A 23,292-nucleotide genomic window follows, 5' to 3' on the forward strand; every position below is an offset into this window, starting at 1 on the left:
CACATAGGCAACCGCCTTAGATGATGATTATAATTCGCGCCGTATTTATCGGTCTCATCTGCGAAACAGAACAACATATATAAAGAGGTTATCATGGCTATTGAACGTACTTTTTCCATCATCAAACCAAACGCGGTGGCAAAAAACGTTATTGGCGGCATCTTTTCTCGCTTTGAAGCTGCAGGGTTCAAAATTGTTGGCACCAAAATGCTGCATCTGACCGTTGAGCAGGCTCGCGGCTTCTATGCTGAGCACGAAGGTCGCCCGTTCTTTGACGGTCTGGTTGAATTTATGACTTCCGGTCCGATCGTGGTTTCCGTGCTGGAAGGCGAAAATGCGGTTCAGCGTCATCGTGACCTGCTGGGCGCAACCAACCCGGCGAACGCGCTGGCGGGTACCCTGCGCGCAGACTACGCTGACAGCTTCACCGAGAACGGCACCCACGGTTCCGATTCTGTTGAATCCGCCGCGCGCGAAATCGCGTTTTTCTTTGCTGAAGGCGAGGTTTGTCCGCGCACCCGCTAATCCTCGTCGGCTTTTCGACCGTCGCGGTATTGGCTGCGCGCGTTCACCCGGTCACATAGTTATCTATGCTCCCGGGGCTTCACTTGCTTGCCGCCTTGCGACAATCGAAAATCCTTATAGGATCTGCCAGGCAGTTACAGATTTTTTCATCATTGCAGCGTGCAAACGTGGTATTGATGGGCCAGAATTTGTAGAATACAGCGCCCCGGATGAGCAGTCGCTCCCGGGGCGTTTCTTTTTTCAACCCTCCAGGGGCCATAACGTGTAATAACGAGGCCGGAATCAATTATGTCTGAACAAATAGTCAGCGCCGCTCTGACGGTGCCGAACAAAGATGCCAAAATCAACCTGCTGGATTTGAACCGTCAGCAGCTGCGCGAGTTTTTCAAAAACATGGGCGAAAAGCCTTTTCGCGCCGATCAGGTGATGAAATGGATGTATCACTACTGCTGCGATAACTTTGATGAGATGACCGACATCAACAAGGTTCTGCGCGGAAAATTAAAGGAAGTCGCGGAGATCCGCGCGCCGGAAGTCGTGGAAGAGCAGCGCTCGAGCGACGGCACCATCAAGTGGGCGATTGCCGTTGGCGATCAGCGCGTCGAAACCGTGTACATCCCGGAAGACGATCGCGCCACCCTGTGCGTTTCTTCCCAGGTGGGCTGCGCGCTGGAGTGTAAATTCTGTTCTACGGCCCAGCAGGGTTTTAACCGCAACCTGCGGGTTTCGGAAATTATCGGCCAGGTCTGGCGCGCGGCGAAAATCGTCGGCGCGGTGAAGACCACCGGCGTACGTCCGATTACCAACGTGGTGATGATGGGGATGGGCGAGCCGCTGCTGAACCTGACTAACGTGGTTCCGGCCATGGAAATCATGCTTGACGACTTCGGCTTTGGTCTTTCTAAGCGTCGCGTCACGCTCTCCACCTCCGGCGTGGTGCCAGCGCTTGATAAGCTTGGCGATATGATTGACGTCGCGCTGGCCATCTCTCTGCACGCGCCGAACGATACCATTCGCGACGAAATCGTGCCGATCAACAAGAAATACAACATCGAGACCTTCCTGAACTCGGTGCGCGGCTATATTTCGAAGTCCAACGCCAACCAGGGCCGCGTCACTATCGAATACGTCATGCTGGATCACGTCAACGACGGCACCGAGCATGCGCATGAGCTGGCCGCGCTGCTGAAAGATACGCCGTGCAAGATCAACCTGATCCCATGGAACCCCTTCCCTGGCGCGCCGTATGGCCGTAGCTCCAACAGCCGTATCGACCGTTTCTCCAAGGTGTTAATGGAGTATGGTTTCACCACGATCGTGCGTAAAACCCGCGGCGACGATATCGACGCCGCCTGCGGTCAGCTGGCCGGCGACGTTATCGACCGTACCAAGCGTACGCTGCGTAAACGTATGCAGGGCGAAGCGATCGACGTGAAGGCGGTCTGATCATAAATGATGCAGCGCACAGCCTGGGCGGTGCGTTGCATATTTGTGGAATAGCCGGGCGAAATACGCTGTTGTGGTTAATAATTACGGTGCGTTTTTGTCGACTTTGAGGCAGTATGTAGCGGTACAACAACCGCTTAGCATTCAATTTTGATAAGTCTCTGTGATACCAGGTCATACGGACTTATACTGTTTGTCTGACGTTGAGCAGATGTCTCGCGGCGCGGGGTAACCGGCGCTGAATTTTAAATTTCACGTACCAGTAGTTGTAGCGAATGAATACTGAAGCCACTCAAGACCATCAAGAAGCAAACACTACGGGCGCGCGTCTGCGTAATGCCCGCGAACAACTCGGGCTCAGCCAGCAGGCGGTGGCTGAACGCTTATGCCTGAAGGTTTCCACGGTTCGTGATATTGAAGACGATAAGGCACCCGCCGATCTTGCTTCAACCTTCCTGCGCGGCTATATCCGCTCTTATGCTCGCCTTGTGCACATTCCAGAAGAAGAGCTGCTGCCGATGATGGCCAAGCAGGCTCCGATTCGGGCGGCGAAAGTTGCCCCCATGCAGACCTTCTCGCTGGGTAAACGTCGCAAAAAGCGCGACGGTTGGTTGATGAGCTTTACCTGGCTGGTGCTGTTCGTGGTGATCGGCCTCAGCGGCGCCTGGTGGTGGCAGGACCACAAAGCGCAGCAGGATGAGATCTCCACGATGGCCGATCAATCCTCCGCCGAACTGAATTCTGGCGATAACAACAGCCAAAGCATCCCGCTGGATAATCAATCGGCGAATTCCGCACCGGATACCGCTGCCAACAGCGCGCCTGTCGAGACCTCTCCGGCGCCGGCTCCAGCATCGGCCCCGGCTCCGGTCGAGAATAACGCCGTGGTCGCGCCTTCGCAGGCAAACGTTGATACGGCGGCAACTACGCCGTTACCGACCGATCAGGCAAACGTGACCGCTGCGGCGGCCTCCGCGCAGGATCTGGTGCTGAACTTCACCGCCGACTGCTGGCTGGAAGTGAGCGATGCGACCGGTAAAAAGCTGTTCAGCGGTTTGCAGCGTAAAGGCGGTAACCTCAACCTGAGCGGCCAGGCACCTTATAAACTGAAAATCGGCGCCCCGGCAGCGGTACAGATTCAGTATTTGGGTAAACCTGTCGATTTAAGTCGTTTTATCAGAACTAACCAGGTTGCACGTCTGACCCTTAATGCCGAACAATCACCGGCGCAGTAACAGACGGGTAACGCGGGAGATTTTTCATGCATAACCAGGCTCCGATTCAACGTAGAAAATCAAAACGAATTTACGTTGGGAATGTGCCGATTGGCGATGGCGCCCCCATCGCCGTACAGTCGATGACAAACACGCGCACCACCGATGTGGCGGCGACGGTAAATCAAATTAAAGCCCTCGAGCGCGTTGGCGCGGATATCGTGCGCGTTTCGGTGCCGACGATGGATGCGGCGGAAGCGTTCAAACTTATCAAACAGCAGGTTAACGTCCCGCTGGTTGCCGATATCCACTTCGATTACCGCATTGCGCTGAAGGTAGCGGAATACGGCGTTGATTGCCTGCGTATTAACCCGGGCAATATCGGCAACGAAGAGCGTATCCGCATGGTGGTGGACTGCGCTCGCGATAAAAATATTCCTATCCGTATCGGGGTAAACGCCGGTTCTCTGGAAAAAGATCTCCAGGAAAAATACGGCGAACCGACCCCGCAGGCGCTGCTGGAATCGGCAATGCGCCATGTCGATCATCTCGATCGTCTCAACTTCGATCAGTTTAAAGTCAGCGTAAAAGCCTCCGATGTGTTCCTCGCGGTTGAATCCTATCGCCTGTTGGCGAAACAGATCGATCAGCCTCTGCACCTCGGGATCACCGAAGCGGGCGGCGCGCGCAGCGGCGCGGTGAAGTCCGCGATCGGCCTCGGCCTGCTGCTGTCTGAAGGGATCGGCGATACGCTGCGCGTCTCTCTGGCGGCGGATCCCGTTGAAGAGATCAAAGTGGGCTTCGATATTCTCAAGTCGCTGCGTATTCGCTCTCGCGGGATCAACTTTATTGCCTGCCCGACCTGTTCACGTCAGGAGTTTGACGTTATCGGTACCGTTAACGCGCTGGAGCAGCGCCTGGAAGATATCATTACGCCGATGGATATTTCGATCATTGGCTGCGTGGTAAACGGTCCCGGCGAGGCGCTGGTTTCCACCCTCGGCGTAACCGGCGGCAATAAGAAAAGCGGCCTGTACGAAGACGGCGTACGTAAAGACAGGCTGGATAACGACGATATGATCGATCAGCTGGAAGCGCGTATTCGCGCTAAAGCATCGATGCTGGATGAGGCGCGTCGTATCGATATCCAGCAGGTTGAAGCGAAATAACGTGTTGGGAAGCGATACGCTTCCCGTGTATGATTGAACCTGCGGGCGCGAGGCGCCGGGGTTCATTTTTGTATATATAAAGAGAATAAACGTGGCAAAGAACATTCAAGCCATCCGTGGCATGAACGATTATCTGCCGGGCGAAACCGCTCTCTGGCAGCGCATTGAAGGCTCACTGAAGCAGGTGCTTGGTAGCTACGGTTACAGCGAAATCCGTTTGCCGATTGTAGAGCAGACCCCGTTATTCAAACGCGCTATCGGCGAAGTGACCGACGTGGTTGAAAAAGAGATGTACACCTTTGAGGACCGTAACGGCGATAGCCTGACTCTGCGTCCGGAAGGCACGGCTGGCTGCGTACGCGCCGGTATCGAACATGGTCTCCTGTACAATCAAGAACAGCGCCTGTGGTACATTGGGCCGATGTTCCGCCACGAACGTCCGCAAAAAGGGCGCTACCGTCAGTTCCACCAGATTGGCGCCGAAGCGTTTGGCCTGCAGGGGCCGGATATCGATGCCGAGCTGATTATGCTGACCGCCCGCTGGTGGCGCGAGCTGGGCATCTCCGGCCACGTTGCGCTGGAGCTGAACTCTATCGGTTCGCTGGAGGCTCGCGCTAACTATCGCGATGCGCTGGTGGCCTATCTTGAGCAGTTTAAAGATAAGCTGGATGAAGACTGCAAACGCCGCATGTACACCAACCCGCTGCGCGTGCTGGATTCTAAAAACCCGGATGTACAGGCGCTTCTGAACGACGCTCCGACGCTGGGCGATTATCTTGATGAAGAGTCGAAAGCGCACTTCGCCGGGCTTTGCGCGCTGCTGGACGATGCCGGTATCCGCTATACCGTGAACCAGCGTCTGGTGCGCGGTCTCGACTATTACAACCGCACCGTGTTTGAGTGGGTCACCACCAGCCTCGGTTCTCAGGGCACCGTCTGCGCCGGGGGCCGTTATGATGGTCTGGTTGAGCAGCTTGGCGGTCGCGCAACCCCTGGCGTCGGCTTTGCGATGGGGCTGGAACGTCTTGTTTTACTGGTTCAGGCAGTGAATCCGGAATTTAAAGCCGATCCTGTTGTCGATATATACCTGGTAGCCTCCGGAACTGACACCCAGTCCGCAGCAATGCGCCTGGCTGAACAGGTACGCGATGCGTTACCCGGCGTTAAGCTGATGACCAACCACGGCGGCGGCAACTTTAAGAAGCAGTTTGCGCGCGCTGATAAATGGGGCGCTCGCGTTGCGCTGGTGCTGGGCGAATCAGAAATCGCCGACGGAAACGTGGTAGTGAAAGATTTACGCTCAGGTGAGCAAACTACCGTAACGCAGGATAGCGTTGCCGCGCATTTGCGCACACTTCTGGGTTAATCTCCCGGGAATCATTAGTCAGGAGAAGGACTGCGTGGAACTTTACAATAACGAAAACGATCAGGTCGATGCGTTAAAGCGTTTCTTTGCTGAAAATGGCAAGGCGCTGGCCGTCGGGGTGATTTTGGGCGTTGGCGCGCTGGTTGGCTGGCGCTACTGGACCTCCCATCAGCTGGACACCGCCAGGGGCTCGTCTCTGGCTTATGAAAATGCGATTTCCGCGCTCAAATCGGATAAACCAGAAGCGCTGAACGCGGCGCAGAAATTTGCCGCCGACAGCAAAAACACCTATGGTGCGTTTGCGTCTCTTGAGTTGGCGCAGCAGTTTGTCGATAAAAACGACCTGCAGAACGCTGAAAAGCAGCTTCAGCAGGGGCTGGCAGCCGCTTCTGATGATAACCTGAAATCGGTTATCAATATGCGTCTTGCTCGCGTCCAGCTGCAGCTTAAGCAGCCTGATGCCGCGCTGAAAACCCTGGATGCCGTGAAAGGCGAAGGCTGGACCGCGATTGTCGCCGACCTGCGCGGCGAGATCCTGCTGAGCAAAGGCGATAAGCAAGGGGCGAAAGCGGCATGGGAAGCGGGCGCGAAAAGCGATGCTTCACCGGCGCTCAGCGAAATGATGCGTATGAAAATAAATAATTTGTCCATCTGAGAGGGACTCGATGCAATTGCGTAAATTACTTTTGCCAGGGCTGCTTTCCGTTACCTTATTGAGCGGTTGTTCGCTGTTTAACAGCGAAGAAGATGTGGTGAAAATGTCGCCACTGCCGACGGTGGAAAACCAGTTTACGCCGTCCACGTCCTGGAGCACCTCCGTTGGCGGCGGTATTGGCGAATTCTACTCTAACCTGCACCCGGCGTTTGCTGATGGCGTTGTGTATGCCGCCGATCGTAAAGGCACCGTTAAAGCCCTGAATTCAGGCGACGGCAAAGAGGTGTGGTCGGTTAACCTGGCCGAGAAAGACGGCTGGTTCTCCCGCGCGCCTGCGCTGCTCTCCGGCGGCGTGACCGTCTCCGGCGGCCATGTTTATATCGGTAGCGAAAAAGCGAAAGTTTACGCGCTGAACACCAGCGACGGTACCGTTGCATGGGAAGCGAGCGTGGCGGGTGAAGCGATTTCCCGTCCGGTCGTCAGCGACGGTATGGTGCTGATTCATACTACTAACGGTCAGCTGCAGGCGCTGAACGAAGCTGACGGCGCGGTGAAATGGACCGTTAACCTGGATATGCCAGCGCTCTCTCTGCGCGGCGAATCTGCTCCGGCTACCGCGTACGGCGCAGCGATTGTGGGCGGCGATAACGGTCGCGTCAGTGCGGTGCTGATGCAGCAGGGGCAGATGATTTGGCAACAGCGTATCTCTACCGCCACCGGTCCGACTGAAATCGACCGTCTTAACGACGTCGACACGACGCCGGTTATCGTGAACGGCGTGATTTATGCGCTGGCCTATAACGGCAACCTGACGGCGCTGGATCTGCGCAGCGGCCAGATTATGTGGAAACGCGAGCTGGGTTCAGTGAACGATTTCATCGTCGACGGCAACCGTATATACCTGGTTGATCAAAACGACCGTCTGCTGGCGCTTACCACCGACGGCGGCGTGACGCTGTGGACGCAAAGCGATCTGCTGCACCGTCTGCTGACGGCGCCTGTGCTGTATAATGGCAACCTGGTGGTTGGCGATAGCGAAGGCTATATGCACTGGGTCAACCCGGAAGATGGTCACTTTATGGCTCAGCAGAAGGTAGACAGCTCAGGCTTCCTGACCGATCCGGTTGTGGCTGACGGCAAACTGCTGATTCAGGCGAAAGACGGCACGCTGTACGCGATTACGCGTTAACAACAGCGGTAGTCTATTTTTGAGAAACGGCCCCTGGCAGACAGGGGCCGTTTTGGCTTTTTTAAAAACGCCGTGAAAATGGCGTTGTATCGATTTTAGTATGAGGCATTTAACATGATACCTGTGGTCGCGCTTGTCGGGCGCCCTAACGTTGGAAAATCCACGCTTTTTAACCGCTTAACGCGCACTCGCGATGCGTTGGTCGCGGATTTTCCGGGGCTGACTCGTGACCGTAAGTACGGTCGTGCTGAAGTGGAAGGCCGCGAATTTATCTGTATCGATACCGGCGGGATCGACGGTACCGAAGATGGCGTAGAAACGCGGATGGCGGAACAGTCGCTGCTGGCAATCGAAGAAGCGGACGTCGTGCTGTTTATGGTCGATGCGCGCGCGGGCCTGATGCCGGCGGATTCGGCAATTGCGAAACATCTGCGCTCTCGTGAAAAACCGACCTTTCTGGTGGCAAACAAAACTGACGGCATCGATGCCGATCAGGCGATTGCCGATTTTTGGTCGCTGGGTTTAGGCGAGATTTATCCCATCGCCGCTTCACACGGTCGCGGCGTCACCAGCCTGCTGGAGCATGTGCTGCTACCGTGGGTTGACGAGGTGAACCCGCCGGAAGAAGTGGACGAGGACGCGGCATACTGGGCGCAGTTTGAAGCGGAGCAGAACGGCGAAGAAGTTGAAGAGCCGGAAGATGATTTTAACCCGCAGGATCTGCCGATTAAGCTGGCGATTGTGGGCCGCCCGAACGTGGGTAAGTCAACGCTCACCAACCGTATTCTGGGCGAAGATCGTGTGGTGGTTTACGATATGCCGGGAACCACTCGCGACAGCATCTACATCCCGATGCAGCGCGATGAGCGGGAATACGTTCTTATTGATACCGCAGGCGTGCGTAAGCGCGGGAAAATTACCGATGTCGTCGAAAAATTCTCGGTGATCAAAACGCTGCAGGCGATTGAAGATGCCAACGTGGTGCTGTTGGTCATTGATGCGCGCGAAGGGATTTCCGATCAGGATCTCTCCCTGCTGGGCTTTATTCTCAACAGCGGCCGCTCGCTGGTGATTGTCGTCAATAAATGGGACGGCCTGAGCCAGGAAGTGAAAGAGCAGGTGAAAGAGACCCTCGACTTCCGTCTGGGCTTTATCGACTTTGCCCGCGTGCACTTTATCTCCGCGCTGCACGGCAGCGGCGTTGGCAACCTGTTCGAATCCGTACGCGAGGCGTACGACAGCGCCACCCGTCGCGTGGGCACCGCTATGCTGACCCGCATTATGACTATGGCTGCCGAAGACCATCAGCCGCCGCTGGTGCGCGGCCGTCGCGTGAAGCTGAAATATGCCCACGCCGGTGGTTATAACCCACCGATCGTGGTGATTCACGGTAACCAGGTTAAAGACCTGCCGGATTCGTACAAACGCTATCTGATGAACTACTTCCGTAAATCGCTGGAAGTGATGGGTACGCCGATTCGTATTCAGTTCAAGGAAGGGGAAAACCCGTTTGCCAACAAACGTAATACCCTGACGCCGAACCAGATGCGTAAGCGTAAGCGCTTGATCAAGCATATTAAGAAAAGCAAGTAAGCTAGCCGCCAGCCTCAAAAATCTAAAGCCCGCACCCGTCGGGCTTTTTTATTATCGCTATTGTTCATGCGCAGAATAATAATAAACTCGCTTGAGGCCGCGTTATAAATGTGAGAAAAACCAAGGAGGATAGATATTTTTGTGACAATGAGGTCAGAATGAAAAGCCTTTTAACTCTCCTGATGCTGTGTCTTATTCCCATAGCCTGTGCTGCTGAATCACAAGCGATTGAACCGCGCGTTAAGCCTGCTTATCCCGCGAAAGCTGAAAAAAAAGGGATACCAGGTCAGGTTAAAGCGCAATTTGACGTTGATGAGAACGGGCGGGTGATTAACGTTCAGTTATTAAGCTCCGATCCTTCAGGAATGTTTGATAATGAAGTCAGGGCCGCAATGGAAAAATGGCGATACGTCAAAGGGAAGCCTTCCAGCAATAACATCATTACCATTCATTTCACGCCCGGGCCGTCTTGCGTAGAGGTGCCAGCGCCAAACCAGCCCGGCAGTATTCAAAGCAGGGGCGTCCCTTTTCGCTAAAGTTGAACGCACGTGAAATAACGTAGGGACAATCGTAATAAACGCCGGGAACAGGGATATGAAAAAAACAATAGTGATGGTCGGTTTGGTTATTTTAGCCAGCAGCTGTGCGCCGTTTCATCCTGCTGACTGCCATAGAACATCAGCGCTTGGGAGCTGTAGCTCCGGACGATTCAGCGATGACGATGAATATGGCAGGCAGGCGAGAGCGATAAAAGAGTCTATTGATTCCCGGTTATCCAATCGCTACGGCTGGGCGGGTAAAAAATGCACGATACATCTGAGTTTTAGCGATGAGGGTAAACTGAATAGCGTGACAACGAGCGAAGGTAATAAAGCATATTGTGCCGCGCTGGTTGATGCCGCTAAACGGGCCACTTTTCCGCCGTTCACCGATAAGCAGGTCTATGACGCTTTTGCACAGTCCCGATTCAGTATGCAGGGTGAATAAAATTAAACGCGGCGGCCAGGCAGGGGGCGAATAGCCTGCGGAGGGTTAATGACCGGCAGCAGCCACAGATTATGCAACCGTGATAAAATAAAGCTATATACCCATTGTCAGGAGTCACCATGGAATTTGATTGCCCCGTGTGCCATGCGCAGCTTGCTGTGCAGGGCAATAGCGCCCATTGCGAGCGTTGTGCGAAAGATTATGTTGTTGAAGCCCGCTGCCCGGATTGCCACCAGCCGCTGGAGGTATTAAAGGCCTGCGGCGCGGTGGATTACTTCTGCCAGCACGGTCACGGGCTGATTTCAAAAAAACGCGTCGAGTTTGTGCCGATTTAACCTTTATCGCTGACGCAGCCTTCGCCGTCGCGCCAGAGTTCAATCAGTGAATTTGGCGCACGCTCCTCGGGAATGAGGATAATCAGGCTGTGATAATGCTGTTCGCTAATTATCTGAATGCGGAAGAAACGCTGGTCGCCGCTCCCCGGCGAGTCGGGCTGACCTGGCGGTTTGCCCAGCGGTAGCGACTGTTGGAGAATCGTCGCGATCCGCTGCCTTTGTTGCTCGTTAAGCCGGGCAACGACAATCTTCCGCATCCCGCTGAGCGCCGGGATCCAGGCGACGCCACCCTCGCGCGCCAGCTCAATGACCGCGTCATCGCTGAGATCGGGGAGATTCATAGCGCGACTCCGACCCGCTCCCAGGCCTGAGTAATCGCATCAGCGGCCTCTTTGCCAGAGCGTTTCTCGCCATGGTGAATTGTCAGTCTGGCAAAGGCGGAGAAGTCGGCGTCTTTTGCCAGAGAGTGATCGCGCACCGCGTCGTACCAGGCATATCCCGCTTTTTCCCATGCAAAACCGCCGATTGCGCTGGCGGCGAGATAAAAGGCGTGATTAGGAATACCGGAGTTAATATGAACGCCGCCGTTATCCTGCTGGGTATGAACAAAATCTTTCATATGCGCGGGTTGCGGGTCTTTGCCAAGGATAGGGTCATCATAAGCGGTACCCGGCTGCGACATAGAGCGCAGACCTTTGCCGTGGATGCCTTTCGCGAGTAGCCCCTCGCCAATAATCCAGTCCGCTTTGTCAGCCGTCTGCTGGCGCTGATATTGTTTGACCAGCGATCCAAAGACATCCGATAGTGATTCGTTGAGCGCGCCGGATTGTTCGAAATAGATGAGACCGGCTTCGCTCTCCGTCACGCCATGGCTTAGCTCATGCGCCACCACGTCAATAGCGATAGTAAAACGATTAAAAATCTCGCCATCGCCGTCGCCGAATACCATTTGTTGGCCGTTCCAGAACGCGTTTTGATATTCGTGACCATAGTGCACGCTGCCGGTGAGCTTCAACCCGCGGTTATCCAGCGAATCTCGCTGGTAGCTCTTCCAGAAAAAATCATGGGTGATGCCGAGATAGTCATAGGCTTCATCAACGGCTACGTCGCCGTTAGAGGGCTGTCCCTCAAAACGGACCTGGGTACCCGGTAGATCCTGGGTCTGCCCGGCATCATAAATGTCGCGTTCAAGCAGGCCCGGCGTGGTGACGTGGGGCGCGGCAGGGCGCCCTGGAACGTGCGCCATCAGGGTCTGAACGTGGCTGAGGGTATTCTGCGCGCAGCGCTGCTGCTGAAGAGAACCACGATCGACAATACGACGTAAGATGTAGGGCGGGATCACATAACGGGGATAAGCTTCTGGCATGTCACGCTCCTTAGCCGGGTAAAACCGTTTTAAAAGGGCATGACAGCAGTATAGTTATCACCGGTCGAAATGGCAGGATAATCAGGCTTTTTTGCGGGTACGGGTTTTCTTCACCGGCGTGATGTTCTTCACTTCGCTCTCTACCCAACCATCGTTCAGGCGGGTCGTGAGAAGGTCACCCTCGCGCACCTGCGTCGTTTGTTTCAGCACTTTGCCGTCGCTGGCGGAAGTGACGCTATAGCCGCGGGCGAGCGTCGCCAGCGGGCTGACGGCTTCCAGATGCGTGACCATATTACCGAAGCGTTCACGTTGATCGCCAAGACGCGCGCGGATGTTTTCCGCCAGCCGGTATTCCAGCTGTTGAATACGGCTCTGGGCGCGGTGAATGCGCGGCTGCGGATTTTGTTGATTCAGGCGCTGCGCGGCGCGCTGTTGGCGCTGGTCGGCGCGCTTCATCTGCGTCTCAAGAGCGAAACGCATGCGTTGGCGCAATCTTTCGAGTTCCGTTTGCTGACGGGCCAGCCGCAGCTGGGGATGCTGCTGCTGCAGGCGGTGAAAAATTTGGGTAAATCGGCGATGGCGGTTGGCAATGAAGTAGTCCATCGCCATTTCGAGACGCTGCTGCCCGGACTGGAGCTGGCGCAGCAGCTCCTGCTGGTTGCGGCTGACAATTTCTGCCGCGGCGGAAGGCGTTGGCGCGCGCAGGTCGGCAACAAAGTCGGCGATAGTGACGTCGGTCTCATGGCCTACGGCGCTGACGATGGGAATAGGGCTGGCGAAAATCGCCCGCGCCACCCGCTCGTCGTTAAAGCTCCATAGATCTTCCAGCGAACCGCCGCCGCGCCCGACAATCAGCACATCGCACTCATGGCGCGCGTTGGCCAGTTCAATGGCGCGAACGATCTGCCCCGGCGCATCTTCACCCTGTACGGCGGTCGGGTAGATAACGACCGGCAGGGAAGGATCGCGGCGCTTGAGTACGTGCAAAATATCGTGCAGCGCAGCGCCGGTTTTAGAGGTAATAACGCCAATGCAGTGCGCGGGGGAGGGGAGCGCTTTTTTATGCTGCTGATCGAACAAGCCTTCCGCGGCCAGCGCTGCCTTGAGCTGTTCATACTTCTGCTGCAGCAGACCTTCGCCCGCCGGCTGCATGCTTTCGACGATAATTTGATAATCGCCGCGCGGCTCGTAAAGCGTGATATTAGCGCGTACCAGCACCTGCTGCCCGTGCTGCGGGCGGAAGGTCACGCGGCGGTTGCTGTTGCGGAACATCGCGCAGCGCACCTGGGCGTTATCGTCCTTTAAGGTGAAGTACCAGTGACCAGAAGAGGGTTGGCTGAAGTTTGAAATCTCGCCGCTAATCCACACCTGGCCCATTTCACGTTCCAGCAGCAGTCGAACCGACTGATTGAGGCGGCTAACCGTGTAAATTGAGGGGGATTGAGATGGCAACATGTGAGCAAGATCAAATTTTAAATCAGCAGGTTATTCAGTCGATAGTAACCTGCTGGGAGGGGATCGCAAGTATTATTTGCAAAAAAGGGTAGATGCAATCGGTTACGCTCTGTATAATGCCACGGCAATATTTATCCACCCTGGTCGAGATATTGCCCATGCTACGTATCGCTAAAGAAGCCCTGACGTTTGACGACGTCCTCCTCGTTCCCGCTCACTCAACCGTTCTGCCAAATACCGCCGATCTCAGCACTCAGCTGACGAAAACCATTCGTCTGAATATTCCTATGCTTTCCGCTGCAATGGATACCGTGACTGAAGCGCGTCTGGCAATTGCCCTGGCACAGGAAGGCGGCATCGGCTTTATTCATAAAAACATGTCTATTGAACGCCAGGCTGAAGAAGTAAGGCGCGTGAAAAAGCATGAATCCGGCGTGGTGACCGACCCGCAGACCGTCCTGCCAACCACCACCCTGCGCGAAGTCAAAGTACTGACCGAACGCAACGGTTTTGCTGGCTATCCGGTGGTGACCGAAGACAACGAGCTGGTCGGCATTATCACCGGTCGCGATGTGCGTTTCGTCACCGACCTGAATCAGCCGGTGAGCGTTTATATGACGCCTAAAGAGCGTCTGGTGACCGTTCGCGAAGGCGAAAGCCGCGAAGTGGTCTTTGCCAAAATGCATGAGAAACGCGTTGAGAAAGCGCTGGTTGTGGATGACAGCTTCCATCTTCTCGGCATGATCACCGTTAAAGATTTCCAGAAAGCAGAACGTAAACCGAACGCCTGTAAAGATGAGCAGGGTCGCCTGCGCGTTGGCGCGGCGGTTGGCGCGGGCGCGGGCAACGAAGAGCGCGTTGATGCGCTGGTTGCCGCGGGCGTAGATATTCTGCTGATCGACTCCTCTCACGGCCACTCTGAAGGCGTATTGCAGCGTATTCGCGATACTCGCGCTAAATACCCTGACCTGCAAATCATCGGCGGCAACGTGGCGACCGGTGCGGGCGCTCGCGCGCTGGCGGAAGCCGGCTGCAGCGCGGTGAAAGTGGGTATCGGCCCTGGCTCCATCTGTACGACCCGTATCGTGACCGGCGTGGGCGTTCCGCAGATCACCGCCGTTTCCGACGCGGTTGAAGCGCTGGAAGGCACGGGTATCCCGGTTATCGCCGACGGCGGTATCCGTTTCTCCGGCGATATCGCGAAAGCGATTGCCGCGGGCGCGGCCGCCGTCATGGTCGGTTCGATGCTGGCGGGTACCGAAGAGTCTCCTGGCGAAATCGAACTCTATCAGGGCCGTTCTTACAAGTCTTACCGCGGTATGGGTTCCCTGGGCGCGATGTCTAAAGGTTCCTCCGATCGCTACTTCCAGACCGATAACGCCGCCGACAAACTGGTGCCGGAAGGTATCGAAGGTCGCGTCGCCTATAAAGGGCGTCTGAAAGAGATTATTCACCAGCAGATGGGCGGCCTGCGCTCCTGTATGGGCCTGACCGGTTGTGGTACCATCGACACCCTGCGGACCAAAGCGGAATTCGTGCGCATCAGCGGCGCGGGTATCCAGGAGAGCCACGTTCACGACGTGACCATCACTAAGGAATCCCCGAACTACCGCATGGGCTCCTGATTTTCATCGCCCGGCCACGCGCCGGGCGATTTATTTAACCTGTATCACTTGCCTCGGAATTATCGTCAATGACGGATAACATTCATAAACATCGTATTCTTATCCTGGACTTCGGTTCTCAGTACACCCAGCTGGTTGCGCGTCGCGTTCGTGAATTAGGTGTCTATTGCGAACTGTGGGCATGGGACGTGACTGAAGCTCAAATTCGTGAGTTTAATCCTAACGGCATTATTCTTTCCGGCGGCCCGGAAAGCACCACCGAAGATAACAGCCCGCGCGCGCCGCAGTATGTCTTCGAAGCCGGCGTGCCGGTTTTTGGCGTATGCTACGGCATGCAGACCATGGCGATGCAGCTGGGCGGACACGTTGAAGCGTCTAATGAGCGTGAGTTTGGCTATGCCCAGGTTGAGGTTCAAACCGATAGCGCCCTGATCCACGGTATTGAAGATGCGCTGAGCGCGGATGGTAAGCCGATGCTGGACGTCTGGATGAGCCACGGCGACAAAGTCACCGCCATCCCGTCTGACTTCGTCACCGTTGCCAGCACCGAAACCTGCCCGTTCGCCATTATGGCTAACGAAGAGAAGCGCTTCTACGGCGTGCAGTTCCACCCGGAAGTGACCCACACCCGTCAGGGTCTGCGCATGCTGGAGCGTTTCGTACGCGATATCTGCCAGTGTGAGGCGCTATGGACGCCAGCCAAAATTATCGACGATGCTATTGAGCGCATTCGTCAGCAGGTTGGCGACGATAAAGTCATTCTTGGCCTCTCCGGCGGCGTGGACTCGTCTGTTACCGCAATGCTGCTGCATCGCGCTATCGGCAAAAACCTGACCTGCGTCTTCGTGGATAACGGTCTGCTGCGTCTTAATGAAGCTCAGCAGGTTATGGATATGTTCGGCGATCGTTTCGGTCTGAACATCGTTCACGTCGAAGGCGAGGCGCGTTTCCTGGCTGCGCTGGCGGGCGAAAACGATCCGGAAGCGAAGCGTAAAATCATCGGCCGCGTGTTTGTTGAAGTGTTTGACGAAGAAGCGCTGAAGCTGGAAGACGTGAAATGGCTGGCGCAGGGGACTATCTACCCTGACGTGATCGAGTCCGCGGCATCCGCAACCGGCAAAGCGCACGTCATCAAATCTCACCACAACGTGGGCGGCCTGCCGAAAGAGATGAAGATGGGCCTCGTTGAACCGCTGCGCGAGCTGTTCAAAGATGAAGTGCGTAAGATTGGCCTCGAGCTGGGCCTGCCGTACGACATGCTGTACCGTCACCCGTTCCCGGGCCCGGGTCTCGGCGTGCGCGTGCTGGGCGAAGTGAAGAAAGAGTACTGCGATCTGCTGCGTCGCGCGGACGCGATCTTCATTGAAGAGCTGCACAAAGCTGACCTGTACAACAAAGTGAGCCAGGCGTTCACCGTATTCCTGCCGGTGCGTTCCGTCGGCGTAATGGGCGATGGCCGTAAGTACGACTGGGTGGTCTCCCTGCGCGCAGTTGAAACCATCGACTTTATGACCGCGCACTGGGCGCACCTGCCGTACGATTTCCTCGGCCGCGTGTCCAACCGCATCATCAATGAAGTTAACGGTATCTCCCGCGTGGTGTATGACATCAGCGGTAAGCCGCCGGCGACCATTGAGTGGGAATAAAATTTATTCTTTGTGTTAATTGAATAAAATAATGCCATTAGTGATTGACGTCATTAATGGCATTTTTTATAAGAATTACAGTAACTTACGGCATCCTCTAAAACGATGAATACGGTTTGTCTTACCGATAAATCAAAGTCACCGGATTCATACTGTTAGCCCCGTTCTTCAATCTCCGCGGGCGTCTTCTCACGGTGATCCCATGCAATTGACATCGCCAGGCCGAAAACCACCAGCGCCAGCGCGGCGGAAACCGCTAAACTGCCCCTCATCCCAAGATGATGATTCAGCCACGCGTAGACAAACGGCGAGGCGGCGGCCAGCAGCTGCGCGGGAATCAACAGAATGCCGGTTCGCCGGGCATAATCCTCCGCGGCGAAAAGCTGCAGCGGCAGGGTGGCTTTAAATACGGTCGTCAGGCCGTTGATCGCGCCGTAACCCAGTACAAATCCGCCGGCCGCCCAGGAGAGATAAGACCCGCTCAGACCGAGCGCAAAGCAGAGCGGCATCACCAGGGTGGTCAATAGCGTTAACCTTAACGGCGTAAGGGCGGAACCGGACGCTACTTCGAGAAAGCGCGCGCCGGTTTGCCCAATCCCCCACAGCATTCCCACTGCGACAGGCAGCCCGACGCTGGCGATAAACTCCGGGAGATGCGTCGAGGTACCGTTGGAAACGAAGGTCACCAGCGCAATCAGCGACGCGTAGAGCAGGGCGGAGCGCTTATCGCGGCCGGAGAGCCGCTGGCGTTTAATTGTCCGCCGGGGGTAGGGCAATTTATGATTTGGCATTTTCCACAGCAGCATAGCGCTAAGCAGGCCGAACAGGGTATAGATCAGCAGCGCATGCCGCCAGTCCATCAGCGTCAGCAACCCTGCCCCGAGCGGCCAGAACAGAGCCGAAGCCAGCCCTCCGGCCAGCGTCACGCGCGAGATGGTGAGTCTGGCGCTTTGCCCATAACTATTCACCAGCGCGGCGAACAGCGCGTCATAGAGCGCCAGGCGCATGCCGACTCCGGTCAGGGCCCAGGCGGCAAACCAGGCCGACAGGCTATGAACGTAAGCCATGATCAGGCAGCCTGCTGAAATCATCAGCGTACCTGTGACCACTATCCGTTGGCCGCCAAAGTGGGCCAGTAGCCGGGCGACAAACGGGGAGAGCATCGCCATCATCAGCATGGCGATAGTCAGGCCAAAGTAGATTTCCGTTGCGGCCCAGCCGGTTTCATGGGCGATAGCCCTGGCGAAAGTGCCGGGCATATAAAACGAGATTCCCCAGTTAATCAGCTGATTGCACCCGGCGGCCAGCGTGATAAAGCCCGGCGCGGAGTGCGAGTTCGCAGGTGTATTCATGATTTTCCATTCAGTTACGCTGTTGTCGGCAGCATACCTTGCGCGCTATTGTGCAGGCAGGCCGGTCCGTTTATGACCCTTATAAGAGAAACTTTGTGATGACGACGCTCAATCTGGGAAATCTGGCGACGTTCCGCCTGGTGGTACAGCGCGGAAGCTTCTCAGCCGCAGCTGACCTGCTAGGGCTGTCGCAGCCAGCGGTTAGCCTACAGGTACGTCAGCTGGAACAATTTCTGCAAACCAGACTGCTGGAGCGCACCGGGCGGGGCATTAAGGCGACGGCGGCCGGAATCGCCTTGCTGGCGCATAGCGATCGAATTGAGCAGGCGGTGAGCGCAGCGGTGCAATCGGTTAGCGAATTCAACCGGGAAATTAGCGGTTCGGTGACGCTGGGGAGCGGGGCAACCGCCTGTATCCATCTGTTACCTTCGCTGTTGCAGAAGCTGCATCAGGATCATCCTCTGCTGACGGTGAAGGTCACGGTCGGCAATACGCTGGAAGTGGTTCGGGCTATCGAAGAGAATCGGCTCGATCTCGGGCTTTGTACGCTGCCGGCGAACGGACGCAGCCTAGCGGTAACGCCGGTATTAGATGAAGAGTTTGTCTGTATTTTTAGCGATGGACAGGACGAGCCGCCCTTGCCGCTGACGCCAGAAATACTGCAATCCTTGCCGTTAATTGCCTTTGAAGCGGGAAGTGGAACCCGGGATCTGATTGATGGCTGGTTTCGTCATGATGGACTGATGGTTGTGCCCGTCATGCAGTTAGGCAGCATTGAGGCAATTAAGCGTATGGTGCGCGCGGGACTGGGGTACAGCATTGTGCCGCGTATGGCGGTAGAGCATCCGCAGGATCGCATCGGCCTGAATGTGCAATCGTTGACTCCGCTGCTGTATCGCCAGCTCGGTGTCGTCATGCGCCAGGATAAAATCATCAGCAAAGGCATTGCTGAAGTGCTGCGTTTGCTACCTCAAATCGGTTGCTGAACGCGGTACGCAGCGCTTACTTTTGCACAGGCGTTTTCAGCGAGTCGGAAGGATCAACGGTGATGGTGGATTGTTGCGACTGCTTTTTATCCTGATGATGATACCAGGCACCGATGGAGGAGTAGACAAAGCGTCCAAAGAAGAAGATAAAGCTGATAAGCAGTACGATACGGGTCATGCGACGGTTAAATCGATGTCGTTTACGCATACTGGGTGCCTGACTCACAAAAGGTTCCTTAAAGTATACCCAAAAGATGGGCGATGTGCGTATTAAGGCACAGTAAAGCGGAAGGGTCAATTGATGAGGATGTAAAAATCCCAGGGATAAAACATTAATTAATGTTATATAAGATAATCCTCGTATTTACATGCTTTCTGCTTATCGCAGATTGATGTTAAAAAAAAGGCATTATTAATATTAGCCTCGAGATTTCTTGATTTATATCAATCGTCTATTTTTTCCGACAACTAAAATCACCAGCCAGTTCCGCGTTGTTATTCCTTGCGCGATAATGAAGGTTGGTTGGATGCCCGCCTGAATATACCCTGCAGGATTTAGGGTTATCCGTAGAGCATCTATGAAAATAATTAAACTGTACAGGCAATATCGGGATAAATGGTGGGCGTTGCCGCTGATCTTGCCTGTTCTTTTACTCCCTCTGGCAAGATGGGCTAACACCGATGCATTACTCGATGGTAATGAAGTTTATCTTTACTATTTACCCCTGGCGTTAGTACTGAGCCTGATGCTGTTTTTCGGCTGGGCCGCTTTGCCGGGAATCGTTCTCGGTTTGTTGCTTACCATTACGCGCGGCATGACGCTGGAAGATTCCATCGGCGTGATTTTTCATTTTCTTATTCCGACGGTTCTTTCCTGGGGCGGGTATCGCGTTTTTGTCCCGCGCAGGCAGCAAATCTCGCATGGCAATGTGAGACTGATGCCTCAGAGATTGGTCTGGCAGATGCTGCTGCCATCGCTGATCTTTCTTGTTCTTTCCCAACTCGCTGAGTACCTTGGAATTCATCCCCGCGCTACTGGGTTGATTGGTGTTAATCCCTTAAGCTTGCGTTCGCTTATCACCTTTCAGGCCCTTATGGCTGGGTGCTTGACCGGCGTGCCGTTATGCTATTTTCTTATTCGAATTATCCGCAACCCTCTCTATATTCGAGGGTTTGTTTCTCAGATTCGCCTGCAGATCGATCCAAAAATAAAACGCTTAGAATTTATTTTATGGGCGGCAGTGCTGATCATTTTATTGGTGCTGCTATTAATACCGTTGAATAGTACGAGCACTATTTTTAGCACAAATTATACCTTGTCTTTACTTATGCCAGTGATGCTTTGGGGCGCTATGCGCTTTGGTTATCGCTTCATTTCATTGGTCTGGTCTCCTGTTTTAATTGTTATAATTCACTTTCATAATCAATATCTCCCACATTCACCGATTTACAACAATCAGCTGGCTATTACCTCCTCCAGCTATCTGGTGTTTTCATTTATTATCGCCTATATGGCGATGCTGGCGACGCAGCAGAGAATTTTTTATGCGCGCATGCGCAGGATGGCCTTCATGGATCCGGTTGTACGCTTGCCCAATATTCGGGCGCTGAGCCGGGCGTTAAATAAATCCTCCTGGTCAGTGTTGTGCTTCTTACGCATTCCTGAGCTGGAAATATTAGGCCGCCATTACGGCGTTCTGTTGCGTATCCAGTACAAGCAGCTGCTGGCCGAGTCACTCAGCGAGCTATTGCAGAGTGGGGAGGATATCTATCAGATGGCCGGGCATGAGCTGGTAGTCCATCTGAACAGCGAAGAGCATCAGCAGCGAATCCCCCTGCTTTATGAGCATCTCAAAAAGTTTCGTTTTGTCTGGAATGGCATGCCTTTGCAGCCACCCGTGGGGTTCAGCTATTGCAACGTTCGCTCTCCGGTGATTCATCTGCATTTACTGCTGGGTGAACTCAGCAGCGCGGCCGACCTTTCCCTCGCCACCGGCAGTCCTGAAAATTTACAGCGTCGCGGAGCCATCAATACGCAACAGGAGCTGAAAGACAAAGTCACTATAATGAATCAGCTGGTGAAGGCGCTGGAGCAGGATCGCTTCATGCTGATGGCGCAACCCATTGTCGGTATCCGGGGGGATAGCTACCACGAAGTTCTGCTCAGGATGCTGAACGACGATGATGAAGTCATCATGCCGGATACCTTTTTACCGGTGGCGCACGAGTTTGGACTGTCGGCGCGTATTGATAGCTGGGTCCTTGAACATACGCTCATCTTTATGGACAAGCGGCGCAAAAAGCTTCCGGGAATGCGTCTGGCGATAAATATCTCACCTTTTTCTGTGAGTAACAGCCATTTCCATCAGCAGGTAAAAACGCTGCTGGAGCATTATGACATCGAACCCTGGCAGATTATTTTTGAGCTGACGGAGAACCATTCGCTGACCAATCCCGAACAAGCGCGGAAAACCCTCGCGCAGCTTCAGGACCTGGGCTGTCGGGTCGCGATTGATGATTTTGGCACCGGCTATGCCAGCTACGCGCGGCTGAAAACGATGAATGCGGATCTGCTGAAAATTGACGGCAGTTTTATTCGTAACCTGGTGACCAGTAGTCTGGACTATCAGGCCGTTGCCTCTATTTGCCTTCTTGCGAGGATGAAAAATATGCAGGTGGTGGCTGAATATGTCGAAACGCCAGAGATTCGTCAGGCCGTGGTTTCACTGGGGATTGATTACATGCAGGGCTATGATATCGGCAAACCGGCCCCGCTTGAGGCGTTGGGTGAGGATGAATAAACGAATGGGCCGGAAAGTCCGGCCCACATGAGTGAAGCTAGCTTGTCGCGTCAGGCTTCTCTTCTTCGCTGATTTTCAGCCACCAGTCAGGCACGCCTTCCCAGTACTCCTGCTCTTTTTCCAGATCGAGTAATACCAGCGCATTCTGGCTAAACCAGTCATGCGGGAAGGTCAGCGTCCAGTGGTTCGCCTCGGTTTTCAGCGTAAGGGTTGGCGGCGTGGTCGTCGCCTGTCGCTGGTTATTCAGCAGCACCCCAAGGCGCAGCAGCTGTATTAACGGCAGAAACTGCTTTTTCTTAAACAGCGTGAAACGCGGTAAATCATCCAGCTTAATCGCTTTACGATGATAGCGAACTAAGGTGGCCATCAGCATCTGCTGTTCCTGATTAAAGCCCGGCAGATCGCTGTTTTGCAGGATATAAGCCGAATGACGGTGCATGCCGCTGTGGTTAATATTTAAGCCGACTTCATGCAGCATCGTCGCCCATTTCAGCAGCGCCGCCAGATGAGGGTTCGCAAGCTTAGGGTTCTGCTCCTGCCATTGCTCAAAAATATGCGTGGTGGTCTCCAGTACCCGACGCGCCTGCTCGCGGTCGATATTGTACTGGTTCGCCAGGCTTTGCGCGGTGCGGCTACGGATATCCTGGTGACGGAAACGTCCTTCCATCTCGTACAGTACGCCTTCGCGCAGCGCGCCGTCGGATAAGCGCAGCTCTTTAATCGCCAGCGCGTCAAACACCCCGCAGAGAATCGCCAGGCCGGGCGCAAAAACGGCTTTACGATCTTCCGAGAGCCCGGGCAGGCTCAGCGAGTCGAAGTTTTTATACTTCAGCAGCTCTTCGACCAGCATCTCGAGGCGCTCGGGAGTGATGAACCCGTCTTTCTCGCCCATGGCCACCAGCACTTCGTGGGCGGCTTTAATGGTGCCCGACGCGCCGAGGGCGACGTTCCACCCCTGGATGCGGAACTGCCACGCCAGGGTTTCCAGCTTTTGCACGGCCGACAGACGCGCGCGCTGGAAATTCTCTTTGTTGATGACGCCGCCAGCAAAGTAGGCCTGAGAGAAGCTCACGCAGCCCATACGGCGGCTTTCCACCAGGCGAGGCTCGAAATCCTCGCCGATCACCAGCTCGGTAGAGCCGCCGCCGATATCGATGACCAGCTTACGGCCTCGCTCCGGCTGCGTATGCTCCACGCCCATGAAGATCAGACGCGCTTCCTCGTTGCCGGGGATGATTTCAATGGGGTAGGGGATGACCTGCTCCGCGCGCTTGAGGAACTCTGCGGCGTTTGTCGCCTGGCGCAGCGTGTGCGTGCCGACGATGCACACGCTTGACGGGTCAAAACCCTGCAGGCGCTCGGCGAACAGCGACAGGCAGTTCAGCCCGCGCGTCATAGCCTCTTCGCTCAGTACAGAGTTTTCATCCAGACCGTCGGCCAGATGTACGCGCTGTTTCAGACGACCGATGATCTGCATTGCCCCGTCAACGACGCGGGCGATCACCATATGAAAACTGTTCGAACCGAGGTCGACCGCAGCGAACTCCTGCGGCCGAGGGGCATTATCGTTTATTGGCATAGG

Annotated in this window: 21 protein-coding genes; 15 read left to right on the plus strand and 6 right to left on the minus strand. The window is 55.1% G+C overall.

Going from position 1 to position 23,292, the window contains the following annotated elements:
* The first annotated feature begins 93 nt into the window (after positions 1 to 93).
* The 11 genes from ndk to GUC22_RS06575 all read left to right on the plus strand — a co-directional run bounded on the left by ndk (position 94) and on the right by GUC22_RS06575 (position 10,479).
* Positions 94 to 525: a nucleoside-diphosphate kinase gene (gene ndk / locus GUC22_RS06525; RefSeq protein WP_004114414.1), complete on the plus strand. Its 432-nt coding sequence runs from the start codon at positions 94 to 96 to the stop codon at positions 523 to 525.
* 288 nt (positions 526 to 813) lie between these two features.
* Entirely contained in the window at positions 814 to 1,971 is a 1,158-nt protein-coding gene (locus GUC22_RS06530) for a bifunctional tRNA (adenosine(37)-C2)-methyltransferase TrmG/ribosomal RNA large subunit methyltransferase RlmN (RefSeq protein WP_160183433.1), read from the plus strand.
* A gap of 275 nt (positions 1,972 to 2,246) precedes the next feature.
* Positions 2,247 to 3,206 carry a cytoskeleton protein RodZ gene (gene rodZ, locus GUC22_RS06535; RefSeq protein ID WP_049100570.1) on the plus strand — a complete coding sequence of 320 codons (960 nt, stop codon included), beginning with the start codon at positions 2,247 to 2,249 and terminating at the stop codon, positions 3,204 to 3,206.
* A gap of 26 nt (positions 3,207 to 3,232) precedes the next feature.
* On the plus strand, positions 3,233 to 4,354 hold the full coding sequence (gene ispG, locus GUC22_RS06540) for a flavodoxin-dependent (E)-4-hydroxy-3-methylbut-2-enyl-diphosphate synthase (protein ID WP_004136451.1): 1,122 nt from the start codon (positions 3,233 to 3,235) through the stop codon (positions 4,352 to 4,354).
* A 91-nt stretch (positions 4,355 to 4,445) separates the two neighbouring features.
* The gene (gene hisS, locus GUC22_RS06545; protein WP_049100569.1) at positions 4,446 to 5,720 is read left to right on the plus strand and encodes a histidine--tRNA ligase; all 1,275 of its coding nucleotides are present in this window, start codon (positions 4,446 to 4,448) and stop codon (positions 5,718 to 5,720) included.
* Positions 5,721 to 5,754: 34 nt separating this feature from the next.
* Positions 5,755 to 6,375 (plus strand): YfgM family protein, encoded by a 621-nt coding sequence (locus GUC22_RS06550; RefSeq protein WP_004123578.1) that lies wholly within the window; start codon positions 5,755 to 5,757, stop codon positions 6,373 to 6,375.
* A 10-nt stretch (positions 6,376 to 6,385) separates the two neighbouring features.
* Positions 6,386 to 7,564, plus strand: coding sequence for an outer membrane protein assembly factor BamB (bamB, locus tag GUC22_RS06555; protein WP_024359350.1), 1,179 nt, complete (start codon positions 6,386 to 6,388; stop codon positions 7,562 to 7,564).
* 114 nt (positions 7,565 to 7,678) lie between these two features.
* Complete coding sequence (gene der / locus GUC22_RS06560; RefSeq protein WP_024359349.1) at positions 7,679 to 9,157, plus strand: ribosome biogenesis GTPase Der; 1,479 nt, start codon at positions 7,679 to 7,681, stop codon at positions 9,155 to 9,157.
* Between the two features lie 158 nt (positions 9,158 to 9,315).
* Positions 9,316 to 9,693 carry a TonB family protein gene (locus GUC22_RS06565; protein WP_004136454.1) on the plus strand — a complete coding sequence of 126 codons (378 nt, stop codon included), beginning with the start codon at positions 9,316 to 9,318 and terminating at the stop codon, positions 9,691 to 9,693.
* 58 nt (positions 9,694 to 9,751) lie between these two features.
* Positions 9,752 to 10,144: a cell envelope integrity TolA C-terminal domain-containing protein gene (locus tag GUC22_RS06570; protein ID WP_049131343.1), complete on the plus strand. Its 393-nt coding sequence runs from the start codon at positions 9,752 to 9,754 to the stop codon at positions 10,142 to 10,144.
* Positions 10,145 to 10,263: 119 nt separating this feature from the next.
* Positions 10,264 to 10,479, plus strand: a complete 216-nt coding sequence (locus tag GUC22_RS06575; protein WP_024359347.1) for a zinc ribbon domain-containing protein — start codon at positions 10,264 to 10,266, stop codon at positions 10,477 to 10,479.
* On the opposite strand, the gene GUC22_RS06580 is transcribed toward GUC22_RS06575, so the two are convergent.
* The 3 genes from GUC22_RS06580 to xseA all read right to left on the minus strand — a co-directional run bounded on the left by GUC22_RS06580 (position 10,476) and on the right by xseA (position 13,300).
* Positions 10,476 to 10,820 carry a protealysin inhibitor emfourin gene (locus GUC22_RS06580; RefSeq protein ID WP_024359346.1) on the minus strand — a complete coding sequence of 115 codons (345 nt, stop codon included), beginning with the start codon at positions 10,818 to 10,820 and terminating at the stop codon, positions 10,476 to 10,478. The genes GUC22_RS06575 and GUC22_RS06580 overlap by 4 nt on opposite strands.
* On the minus strand, positions 10,817 to 11,845 hold the full coding sequence (locus GUC22_RS06585) for a M4 family metallopeptidase (RefSeq protein WP_049131344.1): 1,029 nt from the start codon (positions 11,843 to 11,845) through the stop codon (positions 10,817 to 10,819). The genes GUC22_RS06580 and GUC22_RS06585 overlap by 4 nt, the downstream gene beginning before the upstream one ends.
* An 81-nt stretch (positions 11,846 to 11,926) precedes the next feature.
* A complete protein-coding gene (gene xseA / locus GUC22_RS06590; protein ID WP_049131345.1) occupies positions 11,927 to 13,300 on the minus strand; it encodes an exodeoxyribonuclease VII large subunit in 1,374 nt (457 codons plus the stop codon).
* 158 nt (positions 13,301 to 13,458) lie between these two features.
* Here xseA and guaB point away from each other — a divergent pair, with 158 nt between their 5' ends.
* The gene (gene guaB, locus GUC22_RS06595) at positions 13,459 to 14,925 is read left to right on the plus strand and encodes an IMP dehydrogenase (protein ID WP_004123540.1); all 1,467 of its coding nucleotides are present in this window, start codon (positions 13,459 to 13,461) and stop codon (positions 14,923 to 14,925) included.
* 68 nt (positions 14,926 to 14,993) lie between these two features.
* Entirely contained in the window at positions 14,994 to 16,571 is a 1,578-nt protein-coding gene (guaA, locus tag GUC22_RS06600) for a glutamine-hydrolyzing GMP synthase (RefSeq protein ID WP_004853173.1), read from the plus strand.
* Positions 16,572 to 16,726: 155 nt separating this feature from the next.
* On the opposite strand, the gene GUC22_RS06605 is transcribed toward guaA, so the two are convergent.
* Complete coding sequence (locus tag GUC22_RS06605) at positions 16,727 to 17,923, minus strand: MFS transporter (RefSeq protein WP_160183434.1); 1,197 nt, start codon at positions 17,921 to 17,923, stop codon at positions 16,727 to 16,729.
* A 98-nt stretch (positions 17,924 to 18,021) separates the two neighbouring features.
* On the opposite strand from GUC22_RS06605, the gene GUC22_RS06610 reads away from it, so the two are divergent.
* Positions 18,022 to 18,909: a LysR family transcriptional regulator gene (locus tag GUC22_RS06610; RefSeq protein WP_024359341.1), complete on the plus strand. Its 888-nt coding sequence runs from the start codon at positions 18,022 to 18,024 to the stop codon at positions 18,907 to 18,909.
* A 16-nt stretch (positions 18,910 to 18,925) separates the two neighbouring features.
* Here GUC22_RS06610 and GUC22_RS06615 read toward each other — a convergent pair whose 3' ends face one another.
* Positions 18,926 to 19,117 (minus strand): YfgG family protein, encoded by a 192-nt coding sequence (locus GUC22_RS06615; protein ID WP_024359340.1) that lies wholly within the window; start codon positions 19,115 to 19,117, stop codon positions 18,926 to 18,928.
* Between the two features lie 370 nt (positions 19,118 to 19,487).
* Here GUC22_RS06615 and GUC22_RS06620 point away from each other — a divergent pair, with 370 nt between their 5' ends.
* Positions 19,488 to 21,710 (plus strand): EAL domain-containing protein, encoded by a 2,223-nt coding sequence (locus tag GUC22_RS06620; protein ID WP_154932531.1) that lies wholly within the window; start codon positions 19,488 to 19,490, stop codon positions 21,708 to 21,710.
* Between the two features lie 37 nt (positions 21,711 to 21,747).
* Here the strand turns inward: GUC22_RS06620 and ppx are convergent, their stop codons facing one another.
* Positions 21,748 to 23,289, minus strand: a complete 1,542-nt coding sequence (ppx, locus tag GUC22_RS06625; RefSeq protein ID WP_004136480.1) for an exopolyphosphatase — start codon at positions 23,287 to 23,289, stop codon at positions 21,748 to 21,750.
* Between the last annotated feature and the right edge of the window lie 3 nt (positions 23,290 to 23,292).

The organism is Klebsiella sp. MPUS7 (genome assembly GCF_009905335.1).
Lineage (GTDB): Bacteria > Pseudomonadota > Gammaproteobacteria > Enterobacterales > Enterobacteriaceae > Klebsiella > Klebsiella grimontii.

Bases quoted from the DNA above. Each gene is read 5' to 3' on its own strand.
- rodZ (WP_049100570.1), top strand. From the start codon at position 2,247: ATGAATACTGAAGCCACTCAAGACCATCAAGAAGCAAACACTACGGGC.
- guaB (WP_004123540.1), top strand. From the start codon at position 13,459: ATGCTACGTATCGCTAAAGAAGCCCTGACGTTTGACGACGTCCTCCTC.
- GUC22_RS06615 (WP_024359340.1), bottom strand. From the start codon at position 19,117: ATGCGTAAACGACATCGATTTAACCGTCGCATGACCCGTATCGTACTG.
- GUC22_RS06530 (WP_160183433.1), top strand. From the start codon at position 814: ATGTCTGAACAAATAGTCAGCGCCGCTCTGACGGTGCCGAACAAAGAT.
- der (WP_024359349.1), top strand. From the start codon at position 7,679: ATGATACCTGTGGTCGCGCTTGTCGGGCGCCCTAACGTTGGAAAATCC.
- GUC22_RS06575 (WP_024359347.1), top strand. From the start codon at position 10,264: ATGGAATTTGATTGCCCCGTGTGCCATGCGCAGCTTGCTGTGCAGGGC.
- xseA (WP_049131345.1), bottom strand. From the start codon at position 13,300: ATGTTGCCATCTCAATCCCCCTCAATTTACACGGTTAGCCGCCTCAAT.
- guaA (WP_004853173.1), top strand. From the start codon at position 14,994: ATGACGGATAACATTCATAAACATCGTATTCTTATCCTGGACTTCGGT.
- GUC22_RS06610 (WP_024359341.1), top strand. From the start codon at position 18,022: ATGACGACGCTCAATCTGGGAAATCTGGCGACGTTCCGCCTGGTGGTA.
- GUC22_RS06565 (WP_004136454.1), top strand. From the start codon at position 9,316: ATGAAAAGCCTTTTAACTCTCCTGATGCTGTGTCTTATTCCCATAGCC.
- GUC22_RS06605 (WP_160183434.1), bottom strand. From the start codon at position 17,923: ATGAATACACCTGCGAACTCGCACTCCGCGCCGGGCTTTATCACGCTG.
- GUC22_RS06585 (WP_049131344.1), bottom strand. From the start codon at position 11,845: ATGCCAGAAGCTTATCCCCGTTATGTGATCCCGCCCTACATCTTACGT.
- GUC22_RS06570 (WP_049131343.1), top strand. From the start codon at position 9,752: ATGAAAAAAACAATAGTGATGGTCGGTTTGGTTATTTTAGCCAGCAGC.
- ppx (WP_004136480.1), bottom strand. From the start codon at position 23,289: ATGCCAATAAACGATAATGCCCCTCGGCCGCAGGAGTTCGCTGCGGTC.
- bamB (WP_024359350.1), top strand. From the start codon at position 6,386: ATGCAATTGCGTAAATTACTTTTGCCAGGGCTGCTTTCCGTTACCTTA.
- GUC22_RS06620 (WP_154932531.1), top strand. From the start codon at position 19,488: ATGAAAATAATTAAACTGTACAGGCAATATCGGGATAAATGGTGGGCG.
- GUC22_RS06580 (WP_024359346.1), bottom strand. From the start codon at position 10,820: ATGAATCTCCCCGATCTCAGCGATGACGCGGTCATTGAGCTGGCGCGC.
- ispG (WP_004136451.1), top strand. From the start codon at position 3,233: ATGCATAACCAGGCTCCGATTCAACGTAGAAAATCAAAACGAATTTAC.
- ndk (WP_004114414.1), top strand. From the start codon at position 94: ATGGCTATTGAACGTACTTTTTCCATCATCAAACCAAACGCGGTGGCA.